Source organism: Flavobacterium sp. (genome assembly GCF_043722275.1).
GTDB lineage: Bacteria > Bacteroidota > Bacteroidia > Flavobacteriales > Flavobacteriaceae > Flavobacterium.
The window spans coordinates 1-16,728 of record NZ_JAYSPC010000181.1; the positions used below are offsets into that span (position 1 = coordinate 1).

At 35.4% G+C, this 16,728-nt stretch carries 13 protein-coding genes; 9 read left to right on the forward strand and 4 right to left on the reverse strand.

The window, feature by feature from the left end; translation table 11 throughout:
- The 7 genes from ACHZDT_RS21200 to ACHZDT_RS21230 all read left to right on the forward strand — a co-directional run.
- Positions 1-1,159, forward strand: a 1,159-nt coding sequence (locus tag ACHZDT_RS21200) for a RagB/SusD family nutrient uptake outer membrane protein (protein WP_394776695.1), incomplete at its 5' end; no start/stop codon positions are given.
- A gap of 12 nt (positions 1,160-1,171) precedes the next feature.
- On the forward strand, positions 1,172-2,776 hold the full coding sequence (locus tag ACHZDT_RS21205) for a hypothetical protein (RefSeq protein ID WP_394776696.1): 1,605 nt from the start codon (positions 1,172-1,174) through the stop codon (positions 2,774-2,776).
- 53 nt (positions 2,777-2,829) lie between these two features.
- The gene (locus ACHZDT_RS21210; RefSeq protein WP_394776697.1) at positions 2,830-4,488 is read left to right on the forward strand and encodes a family 16 glycosylhydrolase; all 1,659 of its coding nucleotides are present in this window, start codon (positions 2,830-2,832) and stop codon (positions 4,486-4,488) included.
- A gap of 79 nt (positions 4,489-4,567) precedes the next feature.
- Positions 4,568-5,326, forward strand: a complete 759-nt coding sequence (locus tag ACHZDT_RS21215; RefSeq protein ID WP_394776698.1) for a family 16 glycosylhydrolase — start codon at positions 4,568-4,570, stop codon at positions 5,324-5,326.
- Positions 5,327-5,644: 318 nt separating this feature from the next.
- Complete coding sequence (locus ACHZDT_RS21220) at positions 5,645-6,229, forward strand: RNA polymerase sigma factor (RefSeq protein ID WP_394776699.1); 585 nt, start codon at positions 5,645-5,647, stop codon at positions 6,227-6,229.
- A gap of 50 nt (positions 6,230-6,279) precedes the next feature.
- Positions 6,280-6,423 (forward strand): hypothetical protein, encoded by a 144-nt coding sequence (locus ACHZDT_RS21225; protein ID WP_394776700.1) that lies wholly within the window; start codon positions 6,280-6,282, stop codon positions 6,421-6,423.
- Positions 6,424-7,001: 578 nt separating this feature from the next.
- Positions 7,002-8,066 (forward strand): hypothetical protein, encoded by a 1,065-nt coding sequence (locus tag ACHZDT_RS21230; RefSeq protein WP_394776701.1) that lies wholly within the window; start codon positions 7,002-7,004, stop codon positions 8,064-8,066.
- Between the two features lie 34 nt (positions 8,067-8,100).
- Here ACHZDT_RS21230 and nth read toward each other — a convergent pair whose 3' ends face one another.
- Entirely contained in the window at positions 8,101-8,757 is a 657-nt protein-coding gene (gene nth, locus ACHZDT_RS21235; RefSeq protein WP_394776702.1) for an endonuclease III domain-containing protein, read from the reverse strand.
- A 233-nt stretch (positions 8,758-8,990) separates the two neighbouring features.
- On the opposite strand from nth, the gene bcp reads away from it, so the two are divergent.
- On the forward strand, positions 8,991-9,443 hold the full coding sequence (gene bcp / locus ACHZDT_RS21240; protein WP_394776703.1) for a thioredoxin-dependent thiol peroxidase: 453 nt from the start codon (positions 8,991-8,993) through the stop codon (positions 9,441-9,443).
- 151 nt (positions 9,444-9,594) lie between these two features.
- On the opposite strand, the gene ACHZDT_RS21245 is transcribed toward bcp, so the two are convergent.
- Together ACHZDT_RS21245 and ACHZDT_RS21250 are read right to left on the reverse strand one after the other, a co-directional pair.
- Complete coding sequence (locus ACHZDT_RS21245) at positions 9,595-9,807, reverse strand: hypothetical protein (protein ID WP_394776704.1); 213 nt, start codon at positions 9,805-9,807, stop codon at positions 9,595-9,597.
- A gap of 91 nt (positions 9,808-9,898) precedes the next feature.
- A complete protein-coding gene (locus ACHZDT_RS21250; RefSeq protein ID WP_394776705.1) occupies positions 9,899-10,582 on the reverse strand; it encodes a helix-turn-helix transcriptional regulator in 684 nt (227 codons plus the stop codon).
- Positions 10,583-11,271: 689 nt separating this feature from the next.
- Here ACHZDT_RS21250 and ACHZDT_RS21255 point away from each other — a divergent pair.
- A complete protein-coding gene (locus ACHZDT_RS21255; protein WP_394776706.1) occupies positions 11,272-13,788 on the forward strand; it encodes a beta strand repeat-containing protein in 2,517 nt (838 codons plus the stop codon).
- A gap of 1,442 nt (positions 13,789-15,230) precedes the next feature.
- Here the strand turns inward: ACHZDT_RS21255 and ACHZDT_RS21260 are convergent.
- Positions 15,231-16,691: a TonB-dependent receptor gene (locus ACHZDT_RS21260; protein WP_394776707.1), complete on the reverse strand. Its 1,461-nt coding sequence runs from the start codon at positions 16,689-16,691 to the stop codon at positions 15,231-15,233.
- Between the last annotated feature and the right edge of the window lie 37 nt (positions 16,692-16,728).

A 16,728-nucleotide genomic window follows, 5' to 3' on the forward strand; every position in this document is an offset into this window, starting at 1 on the left:
TCAAAGAGCTAATTATATTCTTGAATTTCAGAATAAAACAGATTTTGAGGGAAAAAACCAGCTAATTGCAGAAACACGTTTTCTGAGAGCATATTACCAGTTTGAGTTAGTGAAATGGTTTGGTGGAATCCCGATGAAAGGAGATGCCAGGTTTAAAATTGGAGATGAAAAAACAATACCACGTTCATCAGTTCAGGATGTATACGCTTCAATTGAAGCTGATTTAACCTTTGCTGTTGCAAATTTATCTCCAACTGCATCTCAAAAAGGCCGAGTAACTAAAGGCGCTGCTCAGGCATTATTAGGAAAAGCATATTTGTATCAAAATAAATACGTACAAGCTGCAAGTTCTCTTGACGCGGTTATAAATTCAGGTAAATATACTTTGCAGACAGATTATAATGCAATGTTTGAATTAGCGGGAGAAAACGGAACAGAATCTGTTTTTGAAGTACAATATACAGATGTTGAAGGTGCAGGATTTACTTGTTTACAATGTAGTGAAGGAAACGTAGCCGTTGGTTTTAGCGGAATAAGAAATTTTTCAGGACCACTTTTTTCGTCAGGATTTAGCTTTAATATTCCAACCAAAGAAAGTGCCGATGCTTTTGAAGTTGGTGACAAACGTAAAGATGTTGCCATACTTGATATCGCTGCTTTTGCTGCTGCCAATACTTCATTTGACGGAGGAAAAGGTGTTAGTTACGGAAAAGGAAATGAAGACACAGGTTATTTTAATCGCAAATACCTTCCGAGAAAAAGAAGCGCCGAAGCTCAGGGAGATTTAAACCTGACAAACCCTAATAATTACAGAGCAATACGTTACGCCGATGTTTTATTAATGGCGGCAGAAGCTTACAATCGCGGAGCAATCGATGATACAAAAGCAAGAACCTATTTAAATCTGGTTCGCAGACGTGCTTTTGGCGATTCAAACCATGATATTGCAGCTTCCGGAGCAGCATTAACAGATTTTATTTTGACTGAAAGAAGAGTAGAACTTTTTGGAGAAGGACATCGTTTCTTTGATTTGGTAAGAACAGGAAAAGCAGAGGGCAAAATTCCGGGTTTTAAAGCAAACAAAAACGAATTATTTCCATTACCAATTGAAGAAATTCAATTCGCAAACGGAAACTGGCAACAAAATCCTGGATATTAAAAAAATACTATCATGAAAAAAATACATTTTATAATAAGTCTTTTCGTTTTAGCACTGCTTTCGGGTTGTGAAAGCGATGACAGCAATGTTAATTTGGATGGTCTTAGTGCACCGGCAAATATAGCAGCTTTGACCACCGTAACACAAGATAATACCGGTAAGGTAACTTTTACGCCAACGGGTGAAGGTGTTACGCAATACAAAATAAATTATGGAGACGGAACGCCGGATTCAGATTATTTTGCATCAGGAACAACCACAACACACACTTATAAAGAAGGGGTTTACCAGTCGAAAATTATCGCAATGGGAATTACCGGAGAAACAACTCAGATTACTAAAGAAGTAATGGTTTCATTTAAAGCTCCGGCAAATTTAAAAGTTGAAATTGCAAATGATGTTTCTATATCTAATAAAGTAACCCTAAAAGCAACTGCTGATTTTGCATTGTTTTATGATGTTTACTTTGGAGAAACCGGAAAACCCGAACCAATCACGGCAAACAATGGCGAATCGGTTTCATATACATATAAAGAACCGGGCGTTTACAGCATTCGTGTAGTATCAAAAAGTGCCGCCATAAAAACCACAGAATACAAAATAGATTTTACGGCAAAATTAATTCTGAATCCAACAGCTTCGGCACCAACACCGCCTAACAGACCGGCTGGAAATGTGATTTCTGTTTACAGTTCAAAATATACAGATTTAGCAGGGACAGATTTCTTTCCAAATTGGTCGCAATCAACAGGTTATTCTGAATTTAAATTAAATGAAGATAAAATGCTGAACTATACTAATTTAAATTATGAAGGAATTGCATTTGCAGATGGTGTAAAAGCAAATGTTACCGCTATGGATTATATTCACATGGATGTCTGGACAGCAGATTTGCCAAAACTGGATATATTCCTGATTAGCAGTACTAAAATCAATGGAGAAAGAGCAGTATCAAAAGATCTGACCGCAAATCAATGGACAAGTATTGATATTCCAATTTCGGCATTTACAAGTCAGGACGGATTTACGGTAGCGGATATTTTCCAATTAAAATTAGTTGGAACTCCGTCAGGAAAAAACATATATATAGATAATATTTATTTCTATAAAAACGGAGAAGCATTAAGTACTGCCGCGCCAACGCCTGTAAAAGCAGCGACAGATGTTATTTCAATGTTCAGTGATGCTTATAAAAATGTGCCTGTAGCAACTTGGCGCACAGATTGGTCAGCTGCAACACTTGAAGAAACAGCTGTAGCAGGAAATGCAGTAAAAAAATACTCAAATTTAAACTTTGTAGGTATTGAACCCACTGCAACAATTGATGCATCAGGAATGACCCATTTTCATGTAGATGTATGGTCAGCTGACTTTACAGAATTCCGAATTAAATTAGTAGATTTTGGTGCTAACGGAGTTTATAATGGAGGAGGAGATGATAAAGAACATGAAGTTATCATTACCGCACCTGCAAAAGGAACATGGGTAAGTTTAGATATTCCGTTAAGCGATTTTACAGGATTAACAACACGAGCTCACATTGCACAGCTTATTTATTCAGCAAATCCTACCGGAGCAAATACAGTCTATATTGATAACGTTTATTTTCATAAATAGAAACCAAACCTTTATAGATTAAAATGAATTTACATTTTATAAAAACGAACAAAATGAAAAAATATAATAAATACTTCGTACTACTTTTTGCAATGTTATTTGCGATAAGTTGTCAAAATGAGGATTATTCTTTTGGAGATTTATCAGCGCCAACGAATTTGAAAATCACAGCTGAAATCATCGGGAAAACCGCCGCTGCTCCTAACGGAGACGGATCTGGAATGGTCAAATTTACAACCACAGGAGATAATGCTATTTCATATAAATATGCGTTTAGCGACGGAACTTCAGAAAATGCTCCAAGCGGAATATTCACTAAACGTTTTACAAAAACAGGATTAAATACCTATACTGTTACAGTAGTTGCGTCAGGAAAAGGCGGAGTAGCGACCAACATTACAGCCGAAGTTACAGTAATAAGTAACTTTAGAGATGATGAAGCAGTGACACTTTTAACCGGAGGATCATCTAAAAAATGGTATTTTTCGGCCTCAGAACCAGGACATTTAGGAGTTGGGCAAAATGACTCAGATGCTACTAAAAATTATTTTCCAAACTATTATTCAGCTGGAGTTTTTGAAAAAGCGGCATCACCGGCAAGCAGCTGTTTATATGATAATGAATTGACTTTTTCATTAGACGGAGATCAATTGAAGTTTGAATTAAATAATGGAGGAGCAACATTTTTTAATGCCTCTTTTGCAAGTGTTGCCGGAGGAAGTTCGCCAGATGATGCCTGTTTGACCTATAATACCGGAGCTAAAAAAACAGTTTCGTTAAGTCCTTCAGAATCTTTTGTAATGGCAAACCCAAATCATGCTACACAAACCAGAGGTACAACAATGAATTTCTCTGATAACGGATTTATGGGTTATTATATAGGTCAGAGTTCTTATGAGATTTTGTCAATTACAGCAAACAGAATGGTTGTGAGAGCCGTTATGGGAGGAAATCCGGCATTAGCATGGTATCATATATTTACCACAACAAAACCGTCTCAGACTCCACCGGCTGATTTTACAAAATTAGTTTGGTCTGATGAGTTTAACACAGATGGAGCTCCGGATGCTACAAAATGGGTCTATGATTTAGGAAAAGGAGACAACGGCTGGGGAAATAATGAAAAACAAAATTATACCAATTCAGCAACAAACGTAATTGTACAAGGCGGAAGCTTAAAAATCACCGCTAAAAAAGAAACTTCAAACGGAGCAGATTATTCTTCGGCACGATTAAAATCAGATGGTAAATTTAGTTTTACTTATGGTAAAGTAGAGATAAAAGCTAAACTACCGCTTGGCGTAGGAACGTGGCCCGCAATCTGGATGTTGGGGCAAAATTATGCAACAAAACCGTGGCCAGCCTGTGGTGAAATAGATATTATGGAACATGTGGGTAAAAATCAGGATGTCATTTTGAGTACGCTGCATTATCCCGGACATTCAGGCGGAAATGGAAATACAGGTTCTAAAACGGTTCCTAATGTTTCAACAGAATTTCATGTTTATAAAACAGTCTGGAGTCCGGCATCAGTACAAATTTTTGCCGACGATGTTTTAATTCATTCTGTTCCTAACGACGGTTCATTGCCTTTCAATAGTGACTTTTTCTTAATTTTGAATGTAGCAATGGGAGGAAATCTTGGCGGTAATATTGATCCTGCTTTTACACAATCTTCAATGGAGATTGATTATATAAGAGTATATCAATAGATTATAATTAATTAGTAGAATGAATTGAGAAGGTCAGTTTAAGGCTGACCTTCTTATTTTATTAAATTTAAAAAATGATATGAAAAAAGTAATTGTATTATTAATGATTACCTGTTTTAGTTTTGCGCAACAAGTAAAACGAAAGCTTGTCTGGGAAGAAACTTTCAATAAAAAAGAGATAAATGAAACCGTTTGGAATTTTGAACTTGGCGATGGCTGTCCGGATTTATGCGGTTACGGAAACAATGAAAGACAGATTTATACCAAAACAAACCACGAAATTAAGGATGGAAATTTAATAATCGAAGCCAGAAAAGAAGGCAATAAATACACATCGACCAAAATTACCACAAAAGGCAAAAAAGAATTTAAATACGGACGAATCGAAGCAAGGGCAAAATTACCTGTTGGTCATGGTTTATGGCCGGCATTCTGGATGCTGGGAGCAAATATTGATACTGTAAAATGGCCAAAAACAGGCGAAATTGATATATTAGAATACATTGGGCGAGATCCGCATATGGTATATACAACCTTACATACGCAGGACAGCCACGGAAATACAATCAATACAAAAAAAACCGCTTTTGCAAATATTGAAGAAGGATATCATGTATATGCAATAGAATGGACAAAAGATAAAATGGATTTTTTTGTTGATAAAACACTAGTTTACACCTTTAATCCTGAAGTTAAAAACGAAGATACCTGGCCATTTGATAAACCGTTTTATATTATTGTAAATTTAGCAATAGGAGGAAATTTCGGAGGCCCTGAAGTAGATGATACCATCCTTCCACAAAAGTTTTACGTAGATTATGTACGTGTGTACCAATAGTATATAAAAAAGAAATATAATAAGATATAAATTGCTTAACTGTTTAATTGTAAGTAATTTACGTCTTATTTTTTGATCGAAAACAAAGATGCTTTTTCGTCATTTTTTGTGAATAAAAGCGCGTAAATAAAGCCGTACTGCAAAAATTAACTTTTTATTGTTAAATATTCTTCATTTAGTTTGCTTTTTAAAATAAATATTTGTTAAATTTGGTCAGAATATTAACATACCTAAAATCAAAGATACGCCTATACAATAAAACTACTTTTAGAAAAAATTACTCCAAATTTTAAAACAGAACTAAAAAAAAGTAGTATTATGGCTGATCTGCATATTCCAGACGCTCTATTAGTGAAAAATTATGTCGATGGCAATGAAAATGCCCTTGCGACATTGATAAAGAGACACGAGTCTAAGATATATGGATTTATATATTCTAAGATAGCTGATAGAGATATTTCAAACGATATTTTTCAAGACACTTTCATTAAGGTAATTAAAACCTTAAAAAGCAATTCCTATAATGAAGAAGGTAAATTTTTGCCTTGGGTAATGCGTATATCTCACAATTTAATTGTGGATCACTTTCGTAAAACCAAAAAAATGCCAATGTACAGAGAAACCGAAGAATTTTCGATTTTTTCAGTAATGTCAGATGATTCATTAACCATAGAAAACAAAATGATCTTTGATCAGGTTGAAGTTGACCTGAAAAAAATCATTGAAGAACTTCCGTCAGATCAAAAAGAAGTTTTAGTAATGCGTATGTATCAGGATATGAGTTTTAAGGAAATATCTGAACTAACGGGAGTTAGCATCAATACAGCATTAGGAAGAATGAGATATGCCCTTATGAATTTAAGAAAAATAATTGACAAGCATCAAATTATTTTAACCAACTAATACTATTTTGATAAATAGCCCGTTATACTATTATAAAACATTTTGATAGTATGGCGAAAATTTACTCTAAAAAGGCATTAGCTTCTAAAGATTTAAAACCTAAAAAAGAAGTAGTTTCTTTTTTACTAAATTACTCACAAGCCTTAACGATTGTGAAAATTGAAGGAAAAAGTTTTGAAATTATAGCTAATTAAACAGCCCACTACATTTGTCGGATGTTTATTTCGAAAGAAAAACCAAATGGTCGTTTTGGTTGAAAGCTCACTATTTGTATGCAAATACAGGTAGTGATTTTTTTTTGTTTATACTTTTTTATGTTATTCTGCCAATATATAATATGTTGTTATTGAGTTGTTTTTATAAATTTAATGATTAGAATACACTACTTTTTCTAGTTATTTCAATAGTGGTTTTGTTAAAATTTCATCTTTTATGTGATTTTTGTTTATTTATTCAATATTTAGTTTTATTTTGGTTAAAAAGTAATTTTTAATTCAATAAAACTACGATTTAAAGCAGTTTTCTGTATTAAAAACCTTTCAATTAATTGAAATACACAAGGATAAGGAGTATTAGAGAGCAAATGTTTAACCAAAAGCCAAATAATTTATGAAGAAAAACTACACTAAATTTGTTTTGTTTGTTGTTTGTTTTAATGTTTTCTAAAAACATATTAAAACAAAGATTTATTTTCGTTCAAATACATACTATTTGCGAACAAATCTTTTCTTTTTAACCATAAGAATATATTTAACAACCAAACTACACCAAAATGAAAAATCACTTAAAAATAGTATCATTCCTGTTATTGCTAAATATGACTGCATTTGCTCAAAAAGAAGAGCTAAAAGAAGCACAGGCTAATTATGCAAAAGGAAAAAATCAGGAAGCATTAGCAATTTTGAAAAAAATTGATTACCAGGTTATAAATGCTCCGGATGATGTAAAAATTGAATATTTTTTTACAAAAGGAAATGTCTGTAAAGATCTGGCAGCCAAAAACATAGATGCAGCTGCAAATTTTTCCCTTGCGGCCAGCGCCTATCAGGATGTACTTTTGTATGAAAATGAATCCCGCGTTTATAAATTTGCCTTCAAAGCAAGTTCTGCATTAAAAGAAATGAAATCTAAATTAGTAGATGGAGCTTACAGCGATTATAAAGCAGGAAAATTCAAAGAAAGCGCAGATAAAAGTTACGAAGTTTACTTGTTTGACAAAAAAGACACTTTAAATCTTTACAATGCTGCATCTTCTTCATTATCAGCTAAAGACTATGTTTCGTCAATCAAATATTTTGAGCTGCTTAAAAAAATAAATTATACCGGAAAAGGGATGATTTTTTATGCAACAAACAAAAAGACAAAAGAAGAAGAAGCTTTTACTTCCATTAGTGCCAGAGAAATAAGTGTTAAGGAAGGATTATATGAAAAGCCAAGAAACGTGTTTCCGCCTTCAAAAAAAGAAGAAATTCTGACTTCATTAGGATATGCTTTTTTAGAGAGCAATGATTATTGCAGTGCTGAAAAATATTATGAAGAAGGATTGCAGACAAACGAAAAATGTATGGATTGTTACATTAATATTGTTTACGTTAAAATAGAGCAAAAAAAGCAAATAGTAAATAAAATGGCGGATTTAGGCAATAGTCCAGCCGAAATGAAGCAATATGATGTATTAGATGCCCAAAAAGACGAAATTATAAAAAGCACTATTCCGTATCTTAAAAAAGCATTGACAATAGAACCCAAAAACGAAAGCGCAACTAAATCACTATTAGGGATTTACAGAACGCTCAACATGACAAATGAATACAATGCCTTGAAAAGCAGTATGTAAAAAAATATCAGAATATAAAATGAGAACGAAGCTGCTAAATTTTCTTTTTAGCAGCTTCTTCTATTAAAGATCGTTTACCAACGGTTCTCGTAATAATATCTTTCTCTAAATTCCAGCCTCTTGCAGGCGAATATTCACGTCCATACCAGATAATTTGTAAATGCAGATCATTCCATATTTCTATGGGAAACAGTCTTTTAGCGTCTTTTTCAGTCTGCACCACATTTTTGCCGTTCGAAAGATTCCATCTATGCATCAATCTGTGAATATGAGTATCAACAGGAAAAGCAGGAACGCCAAAAGCCTGTGACATTACAACACTCGCAGTTTTATGACCAACAGCCGGCAAAGACTCAAGAGCTTCAAAACTCTGCGGCACTTTCCCGTCGTATTTATCAATTAAAATATGCGATAAACCATAAATTCCTTTCGATTTCATAGGCGATAAACCGCAAGGGCGAATAATTTCCTTGATTTCCTCCACAGACATTTTAATCATATCATACGGATTATCAGCCTTCGCAAAAAGTAACGGCGTAATTTTATTCACACGCACATCTGTACATTGAGCCGAAAGCAAAACCGCAATCAGTAACGTATAAGGGTCTTTATGATCTAATGGAATGGGTATAGTAGGGTAGAGTTCTTTTAACGTATTTATAACAAATTGTACGCGAGCTTCTTTATTCATTTCCGTATTTTTAGAGTCGTAAAAATAGCATAAATTTAATAGTGAGCCTAATCCAGCTTTCTGTTTCAACTCCTCATTCAGCTTAATAATTGTGAATTATGAGTTATGAGTTATGAATTATGAATTGTGAGTTATGAATTATGAATTATGAGTTGTGAATTGTAAGCGTGATTTTTATGTGCAATCCAAAAATCTAAAATCTAAAATCTAAAATCTAAAATCTAAAATTTAATATGACAACATTACAAAAAGGAGATAAAGCTCCAAATTTCTCAGGCGTAGATCAGGACGGAAAAACACACCAATTAGCAGATTACAAAGGAAAAAAATTAGTAGTTTTCTTTTATCCAAAAGCAAGTACACCAGGTTGTACAGCAGAAGCCTGTGATTTGCGAGATAATTTTGAACGTTTTAAAGCGAATAATTATGAACTTCTTGGCGTAAGCGCAGACAGTCAGAAAGCACAATTAAAATTCAAAGATAAATACGAATTACCTTTCCCATTATTAGCCGACGAAGATAAAGCGGTAATAAATGCATTTGGAATTTGGGGTCCTAAAAAGTTCATGGGAAAAGAATATGACGGAATCCATAGAACCACTTTTGTAATCGATGAAAACGGAATAATCGATGAGGTTATTTCACAAGTAAAAACCAAAGAACACGCTGCGCAGATTTTGAAATAAGCACAATATGTCCTGACCAATCTTGTCCTTCCCAGGAACGAGGAATCTACGCAGGAAACTAACATAAAGTTTCTTTTGTTTCAGGTTTTCTTTGTTTCAAGTTTTAAAGCTTAAGGTTTTAATGCTTCAGGTTTAATCGGTCAGATCTTTGTCAAAGTTGAAAACTTTGACAAAGTACACACACAACAATTGTCACCCTGAGCGAAGTCGAAGGGGCGTCCCAATTGGCTTCCGCTTCGCTCACCTGACAACATAATTCTAAAGAAATCACATCCCAGTATTCGGCATAAATTGGCGACATTAATTGCGGAGTTTCTTGTGTGATTTCTCCTTCGTCGAAATTGACAAGATAAAGCGTATTCATCCGGTTGTGTCATTTCGACAGAGGAGAAATCACATCCAGTATTCGGCATAGATTGGCGACATTAAAGATTAGAGAAAACTTAATATTTTGCTTAAAGCAAAGAGTTAATTCTAATTGATGCCTTAACTAAAGCAAGCGCTTTAATACTGGTAATAGGAAATTCGATGGTGGGATGCTGCGTATTTTGAGATATAAATTGCACGTAACCTTCTTGTTCTGATGGTTTTAAATATCTGATAAAGAAAGATTCATTGCCATCATTAATTACACAAATAAGATACATTTCTCCCCAAATAATGTTTTGTTGGTGATTAAGGACCTTTTTATATATAGCAATATCCCCGTTTTTTAATAAAGGATACATACTATCCCCAATAATATACAAAGCACCGTCGCATTTTACGAGTTTGGGTGTATTAATGTAACCTATAGAAGTTTGATTTTCTTCAGTCAAAAATAAATCGATTATTTCGTCAGCAGTTCGTACATCGTAAACAGGAATATTCTGATCTTTTAATTTTGTATCCGTTACAAATTTCTGTTTTGTGCGATTTTCGTCGTTTTCATGATCTGTTTTTACCATATTTCCGTTTCCGGTTAAAAGCCATTCGGCATTTATGTCAGGAAAATGGTGTAAAATTTTACATGCCTTGTCCGTTCCCATATTTTCGCTATTATCCAAAAATTTATTGGAAAACCCTAACAACTGGCAGAATTTATACTTGCTGATTCCTTTAAAAATAAGGTATTCTTTGACTCTTTCGGTCGCACCCATAAATATAATGTAATTTTTTACGTTAAAGTTTGCTTATGTGTAAGATTTTACGCTATATTTGTCCTGAAATTTGATACAACCCATAGCAAAAACAAAAATATAAAAACAAAACCAAGTTATAATCAAGATATACCAAAGATTATAAAAGATGGTTTGGCTACTGCTATGATTACATCTGCAAGTTAAAATAGTGATCGTACCAGTGTTGTTTCTGATATGATAAAACCAAATACCACAAGCTAAATAGTAAGTCAATAAAGGCAATGGAAGACCGGGCCATTATGTTCTGAAAAAAAATATATCATATATTTTTTTTAGAGGATAATTATGCCTGTTGGTCACGCAAATGCTGCACAATTTGGTGGGTATAAATTATTAATAACTGTGATTTATTAAAAATCAGCATTATATAAAGTAAATTTTTAACAATAAAAAAAGAACAAAGATGAAGAAACACTTACAATATTAATTTTAAAATGCAATATTTTATCAGAAAAGCACTCGCTTTGGGATAAAAAATTTCATGAATGCCAATGGTGAACAGGCATTAAAAAAGGAGATTTAGTATCAAATAGAATAGACTAAATAATTGTTTATAAATAAAATGGTGCCTTCAAATTTGTAATGACTGAGGGTAAGTAGTATGATTTGAATTTCTAAAAATTAGAAATTCATTAAATTTAATAGTAATGAAAAAAATAATAGGGATGCTTTTACTATGTCTTTCAGGGACGGTATTTGCACAAACAGAGATTATAACAAGTATACGGGGTGAAAAGCTAAACTATAACCCACGGGTTTTAGGAGCTGATGCAAATGATCCTTCAGCTGCTTATGACATCAACTCGACTACGGGCGGGTTTTTGGCACCGCGAATGAGTACAATACAGCGTGATGCAATTGCTTCACCGGCTGTGGGATTAATGATTTATAATACGGTAAACCAATGTTATGAGTTTTTCCAAAACACAGGCTGGTATAACATGTGTTGGCAGGGTACCTCTCCGCCAATTACATTTTCTCCTACATCCGGAGGTTCAGCAGTGGTGACGGCGTTTAATTGCGGCGCGGCAACTGCCGGTACAATGACCGAAGGTGTGCCCGTAAGTGGCGTAACACAAACCATAACTGCAACAGTAGCAACCGTAGGTACATATAGCATTACAAGTACTGCTAATGGTGTTACCTTTTCAGGAACAGGAGTTTTTACAGGAATTGGAGCGCAAAACATTGTGCTTACAGCAACCGGAACACCGGCAGCAGTAGGAACAAACAGTTTTGGACTTAGCACGACAGTAACCTGTAATTTTAACAGAACAACAATTGTAAAACCAACTTCTGGTACCTCTGGAGGTACAGCGGTAGTTTCAGCATATACTTGTAGTACAGCTTCTGCCGGTACATTGACGCAAGGTGATGCAGTACTTGGTGTAACACAAACCGTAACAGCAACAGTAACAAGCTTAGGTACCTATAATATAACAACTACAGCTAATGGCGTTACTTTTGCAGGAGCAGGAACTTTTACAGGAACCGGTTCACAAAGTATAGTGCTTACAGCAACAGGAACACCAACAGCAGTTGGCACAAACAATTTTGTATTAAGTACAACCCCTTCATGTAACTTTGACAGAACAACAGTTGTAAAACCAACTTCTGCAACCTCCGGAGGTACAGCGGTAGTTTCAGCATTTACGTGCAGTACAGCTTCTGGCGGTTCAATGACAGTAAATGTTCCGGTATTTGAAGTAAAACAAGTTATAACAGCGACAGTAACAAGTGTAGGGACTTATAATATTACAGCTACAGCAAATGGCGTTACATTTGCAGGATCAGGAACTTTTACAGGAACAGGTACACAAAATGTCACACTTACTGCAACAGGAACTCCGTTGGCAGCAGGCTCAAATGCGTTCGCATTAAGTACAACTCCTTCATGTAGTTTTGATAGAACAACAATTGTTAACCCAACTTCCGGAGGTACAGCCGCAATTTCAGAGTTTGTTTGTGGTGTAGCTGGTGGTACAGGTACATTGACAGCAGGTGTTCCTGCAAGTGGTGTAACACAAAAAGTTAGCGCAACAGTATTTTATGCAGGTACGTACAATATCAGCACAAATACAGTAAATGGCGTTACTTTTACAGGATCAGGAACTTTAGCAGCTGGTTACCAGGATATTTTGCTTACAGCAACTGGAACACCAACAGTTAGTGGTACAAGTACATTCCCATTGGCAACTGGTGGCGGTGTTTCATGTAGTTTTAATAGAACTACTAATGCAGCGGGTAATGCGACATCTGGAGGTACAGCAGTAGTTTCAGCGTATAGTTGTAGCGCAGCTGTACTTGGTACAATGACACAAGGTATAGCGGTATATGGTGTGTCACAAACCATAACAGCAACAGTAACTACTGTGGGTACATATAATATTACAAGTACTGTTAATGGTATTACTTTTGCAGGTTCAGGAACTTTTGCAGGAACAGGAGCACAAAATATTGTGCTTAATGGATCAGGAACACCAACAGCCATTGGTATTAATAGCTTCCCGTTAGGTACAACGCCTGCATGTAGTTTTGATAGAGAAACAATAGCAAAAACAGGTGAAGTAACGGGGTCTGCCGGAAAAATTTGGATGGATAGAAATCTTGGCGCTGGTCAGGTGGCAACAACCTCTAATGATTATAAAGCATACGGATCTCTATTTCAGTGGGGACGTAAGGCTGATGGTCATCAGCTAATAAACTGGACATCTTCTGGCACAGGAACACCAGTATATGGTACTACTACTACAAGAGCTAATTCTGATACAGCACCAAATTCATTATTTATATTAGATGATGTAACTTGGAGAGGTGGAAATGTCCTTGTTAAAGATCTTACTTTATGGGTAGGGATAAATGGAGAAAATAACCCTTGTCCTACTGGATTCCGTATACCATCATCGCAGGAATTAGACAATGAGATAGCCGCAGCTGGTATTACAAATTCTGGTAATATTAGCAAAAGTCCGCTTAAGTTGACACTTGCAGGTGGTCGTACTACCTTAGGTGGTAGTCTGGTTGCTACAGGTTATAATGCACAATATTGGACTAGTGATGCCGGTTCTGCTTTGGTTAATTTATTTTATGTAACCGGTGACAGGGTGTTTAAACTGCCATCACAGATTGCGGTAGGTGGCTCTGTACGTTGTATAAAAAACTAAGCCTTTTATGTTGCAAACCTATAAGACAGAGTTACAGTAAATACCAAAAAATAATAGGTATTTAGTATTAACTAAATAGTTAAATTTTACCCTCAATTTGTTTTACAAATTGGGGGTATTTTTTTTCGAATCATATTCCATCTTTCGCAATCATAACCACAATCAAGATTAAAGCATATCCATCCGGTTGTGTCATTTCGACGAAGGAGAAATCACATCCGGTATTCGGTATAGATTGGCGACATTAGGTGTGGAGTTTCTTGTGTGATTTTCTTTTGCCGAAATGACAAAGATTAAAGCATATTCATCCAGTTGTGTCAATTTCTCCTTCGTCAGAAATGACAATATCAAGCGTATTCATCCAGTTGTGTCATTTCGACGGAGGAGAAATCACATCCAGTATTCGGTATAGATTGGCTACATTAATTGTGTAGTTTCTTGTGTGATTTCTCCTCTGTCGAAATGACAAAGATAAAGCGTATTCATCCGGTTGTGTCATTTCGACGAAGGAGAAATCACATCCGGTCTTCGGCATAGATTGGCGACATTAGGCGCGGAGTTTCTTGTGTGATTTTCTTCGTCGAAATGACAAAGATAAAGCGTATTCATCCGGTTGTGTCATTTCGACGAAGGAGAAATCACATCCGGTATTCGGTATAGATTGGCGACATTAGGCGCGGAGTTCTATGTGCGATTTCCTTTGCCGAAATGACAAGATAAAGCGTATTCATCCAGTTGTGTCATTTCGACAAAGGAGAAATCACATCCGGTATTCGGTATAGATTGGCGACATTAGGCGCGGATTTTCTTGTGTGATTTCCTTTTTCGAAATTGAAAAGATTAAAGCATATTCATCCGATTGTGTCATTTCGACGAAGGAGAAATCACATCCGGTCTTCGGCATAGATTGGTGACATTAGGAGCGGAGTTTCTTGTGTGATTTCCTTTTTCGAAATGACAAAGATAAAGCGTATTCATCCGGTTGTGTCATTTCAACAAAGGAGAAATCACATCCGGTATTCGGTATAGATTGGCGACATTAGGCGCGGAGTTTCATGTGAGATTTTCTTTTGCCGAAATGACAAGATAAAGCGTATTCATCCAGTTGTGCCATTTCGACAAAGGAGAAATCACATCCGGTATTCGGCATAGATTGGTGACATTAGGAGCGGAGTTTCTTGTGTGATTTCTCCTCTGTCGAAATGACAAATATAAAGCGTATTCATCCGGTTGTGTCATGTCGATGAAGGAGAAATCACATCCGGTATTCGGCATAAATTGGCGACATTAGGCGCGGAGTTTCATGTGTGATTTCTCCTTCGTCGAAATGACAAGATTAGAGAAAACCTGAAACCTGAAACAAAAAAAACCTGAAACAAAAAAAAAACTGAAACAAAGAAAACCTGAAACAAAAAAAGTCCCATATTTGGGACTTTTTTTAACTAGTTATTTTGTTCGAATTCTATTTGAGGATGATACCCAAAAAGATGATGTTCCTTTATAATTTCTGCAACTCCTGACGGAAGCATAGGTTCCCAGCCAGATTTTCCCTGACTGATCATTTTTAAGACTTCACGTGAGAAAACGTTTAATATCTCCGGGTTGTAATCTACAATATCAACCACTTTTCCGTTGAATTTAAAGAATTTGTATAACTCTTTCATTCTAGGATGTACTTTTAAATTTTCAGAAGTAATAATTTCTCCATTATCACCCAACATCGGATATAAAAACACCTTCATATCGCGGTAAAATAATTTTCCGAAAGCTTCCAGAATTCCACCACTTAAATGACGGTAATATTTTTCATCAAAAATATCAATTAAATTATTTACGCCCATTGCTAATCCCATTCTGGCCTTAGTATAATTGGCAAAATATTCAACTACTTTATAATATTCCTGAAAGTTAGAAATCATAACAGTCTGACCTAAAGAGCAAAGCAATTCGGCTCTGTCCATGAAATCACGTTCGTCAATTTCACCATCCGAACGTAAATTAGAAAGCGTAATTTCAAAAACAACCAATGTATTATCTTTTTCAACCTTGTTTTCTTCAAGAAACATTTTCAATGATTTCTCATACATGTCAAGGTTTACATTCGTCACCGGGCGAAAACTTCCTCTAAAAGCAAGAAGATTTTTTTTGTATAAAATAGCAGCCGGTAAAACGTTTTTCCCTTCAGGGTTAAACATAACCGCATCTGTCATTCCGTTTTTAACCAGTTGCAAACTCATTAAACGATTATCAACATCAGCAAAACGAGGTCCTGAGAAGTTAATAGTATCAATTTCGAGTTGGTCTTTGTCTAAGTGATCGTATAAGTAGCGAAGCAATCGTTTAGGATCGTTGTATTTGTAAAAAGCGCCGTAAATTAAGTTTACACCTAAAATTCCCAGTGTTTCCTGTTGCAGTCTTGCATCGGTTTCCTTAAAACGAATGTGCAGAATAATTTCGTTATAAGCTTCGTCAGGTTCAATTTGGTATCGAATTCCAACCCAGCCGTGGCCTTTAAATTGTTTGGCAAAATCTATTGTGGCAACAGTATTGGCGTAACTGAAAAAAAGTTTTGTAGGATGTTTTTCTCTGCTTAAACGCTCTTCAATAATCTGACCTTCAAGAGTCAGCATTTTTTTTAATCGTTCTTCGGTTACGTAGCGTCCATCATTTTCAATTCCGTAAACGGCATCACTAAAATCTTTGTCATAGGCAGACATTGCTTTTGCAATAGTTCCCGATGAACCTCCGGATCTGAAAAAATGCCTGACCGTTTCCTGTCCAGCCCCAATTTCAGCAAATGTTCCGTAAATATTCTCGTTTAAATTAATGCGTAACGCTTTGTCTTTTATAGAAGGAATCTGTTCGATGACCTTGTCACCTTTGAGTTTTATTTCTGTACCCATTTTATTTTAAATAGATTTGTTACAAAGTTAGCAAATT

Coding starts and splice junctions, on each gene's coding strand:
- ACHZDT_RS21205 (WP_394776696.1), top strand. CDS start 1,172: ATGAAAAAAATACATTTTATAATAAGTCTTTTCGTTTTAGCACTGCTT.
- ACHZDT_RS21210 (WP_394776697.1), top strand. CDS start 2,830: ATGAAAAAATATAATAAATACTTCGTACTACTTTTTGCAATGTTATTT.
- ACHZDT_RS21215 (WP_394776698.1), top strand. CDS start 4,568: ATGAAAAAAGTAATTGTATTATTAATGATTACCTGTTTTAGTTTTGCG.
- ACHZDT_RS21220 (WP_394776699.1), top strand. CDS start 5,645: ATGGCTGATCTGCATATTCCAGACGCTCTATTAGTGAAAAATTATGTC.
- ACHZDT_RS21225 (WP_394776700.1), top strand. CDS start 6,280: ATGGCGAAAATTTACTCTAAAAAGGCATTAGCTTCTAAAGATTTAAAA.
- ACHZDT_RS21230 (WP_394776701.1), top strand. CDS start 7,002: ATGAAAAATCACTTAAAAATAGTATCATTCCTGTTATTGCTAAATATG.
- nth (WP_394776702.1), bottom strand. CDS start 8,757: ATGAATAAAGAAGCTCGCGTACAATTTGTTATAAATACGTTAAAAGAA.
- bcp (WP_394776703.1), top strand. CDS start 8,991: ATGACAACATTACAAAAAGGAGATAAAGCTCCAAATTTCTCAGGCGTA.
- ACHZDT_RS21245 (WP_394776704.1), bottom strand. CDS start 9,807: ATGAATACGCTTTATCTTGTCAATTTCGACGAAGGAGAAATCACACAA.
- ACHZDT_RS21250 (WP_394776705.1), bottom strand. CDS start 10,582: ATGGGTGCGACCGAAAGAGTCAAAGAATACCTTATTTTTAAAGGAATC.
- ACHZDT_RS21255 (WP_394776706.1), top strand. CDS start 11,272: ATGAAAAAAATAATAGGGATGCTTTTACTATGTCTTTCAGGGACGGTA.
- ACHZDT_RS21260 (WP_394776707.1), bottom strand. CDS start 16,691: ATGGGTACAGAAATAAAACTCAAAGGTGACAAGGTCATCGAACAGATT.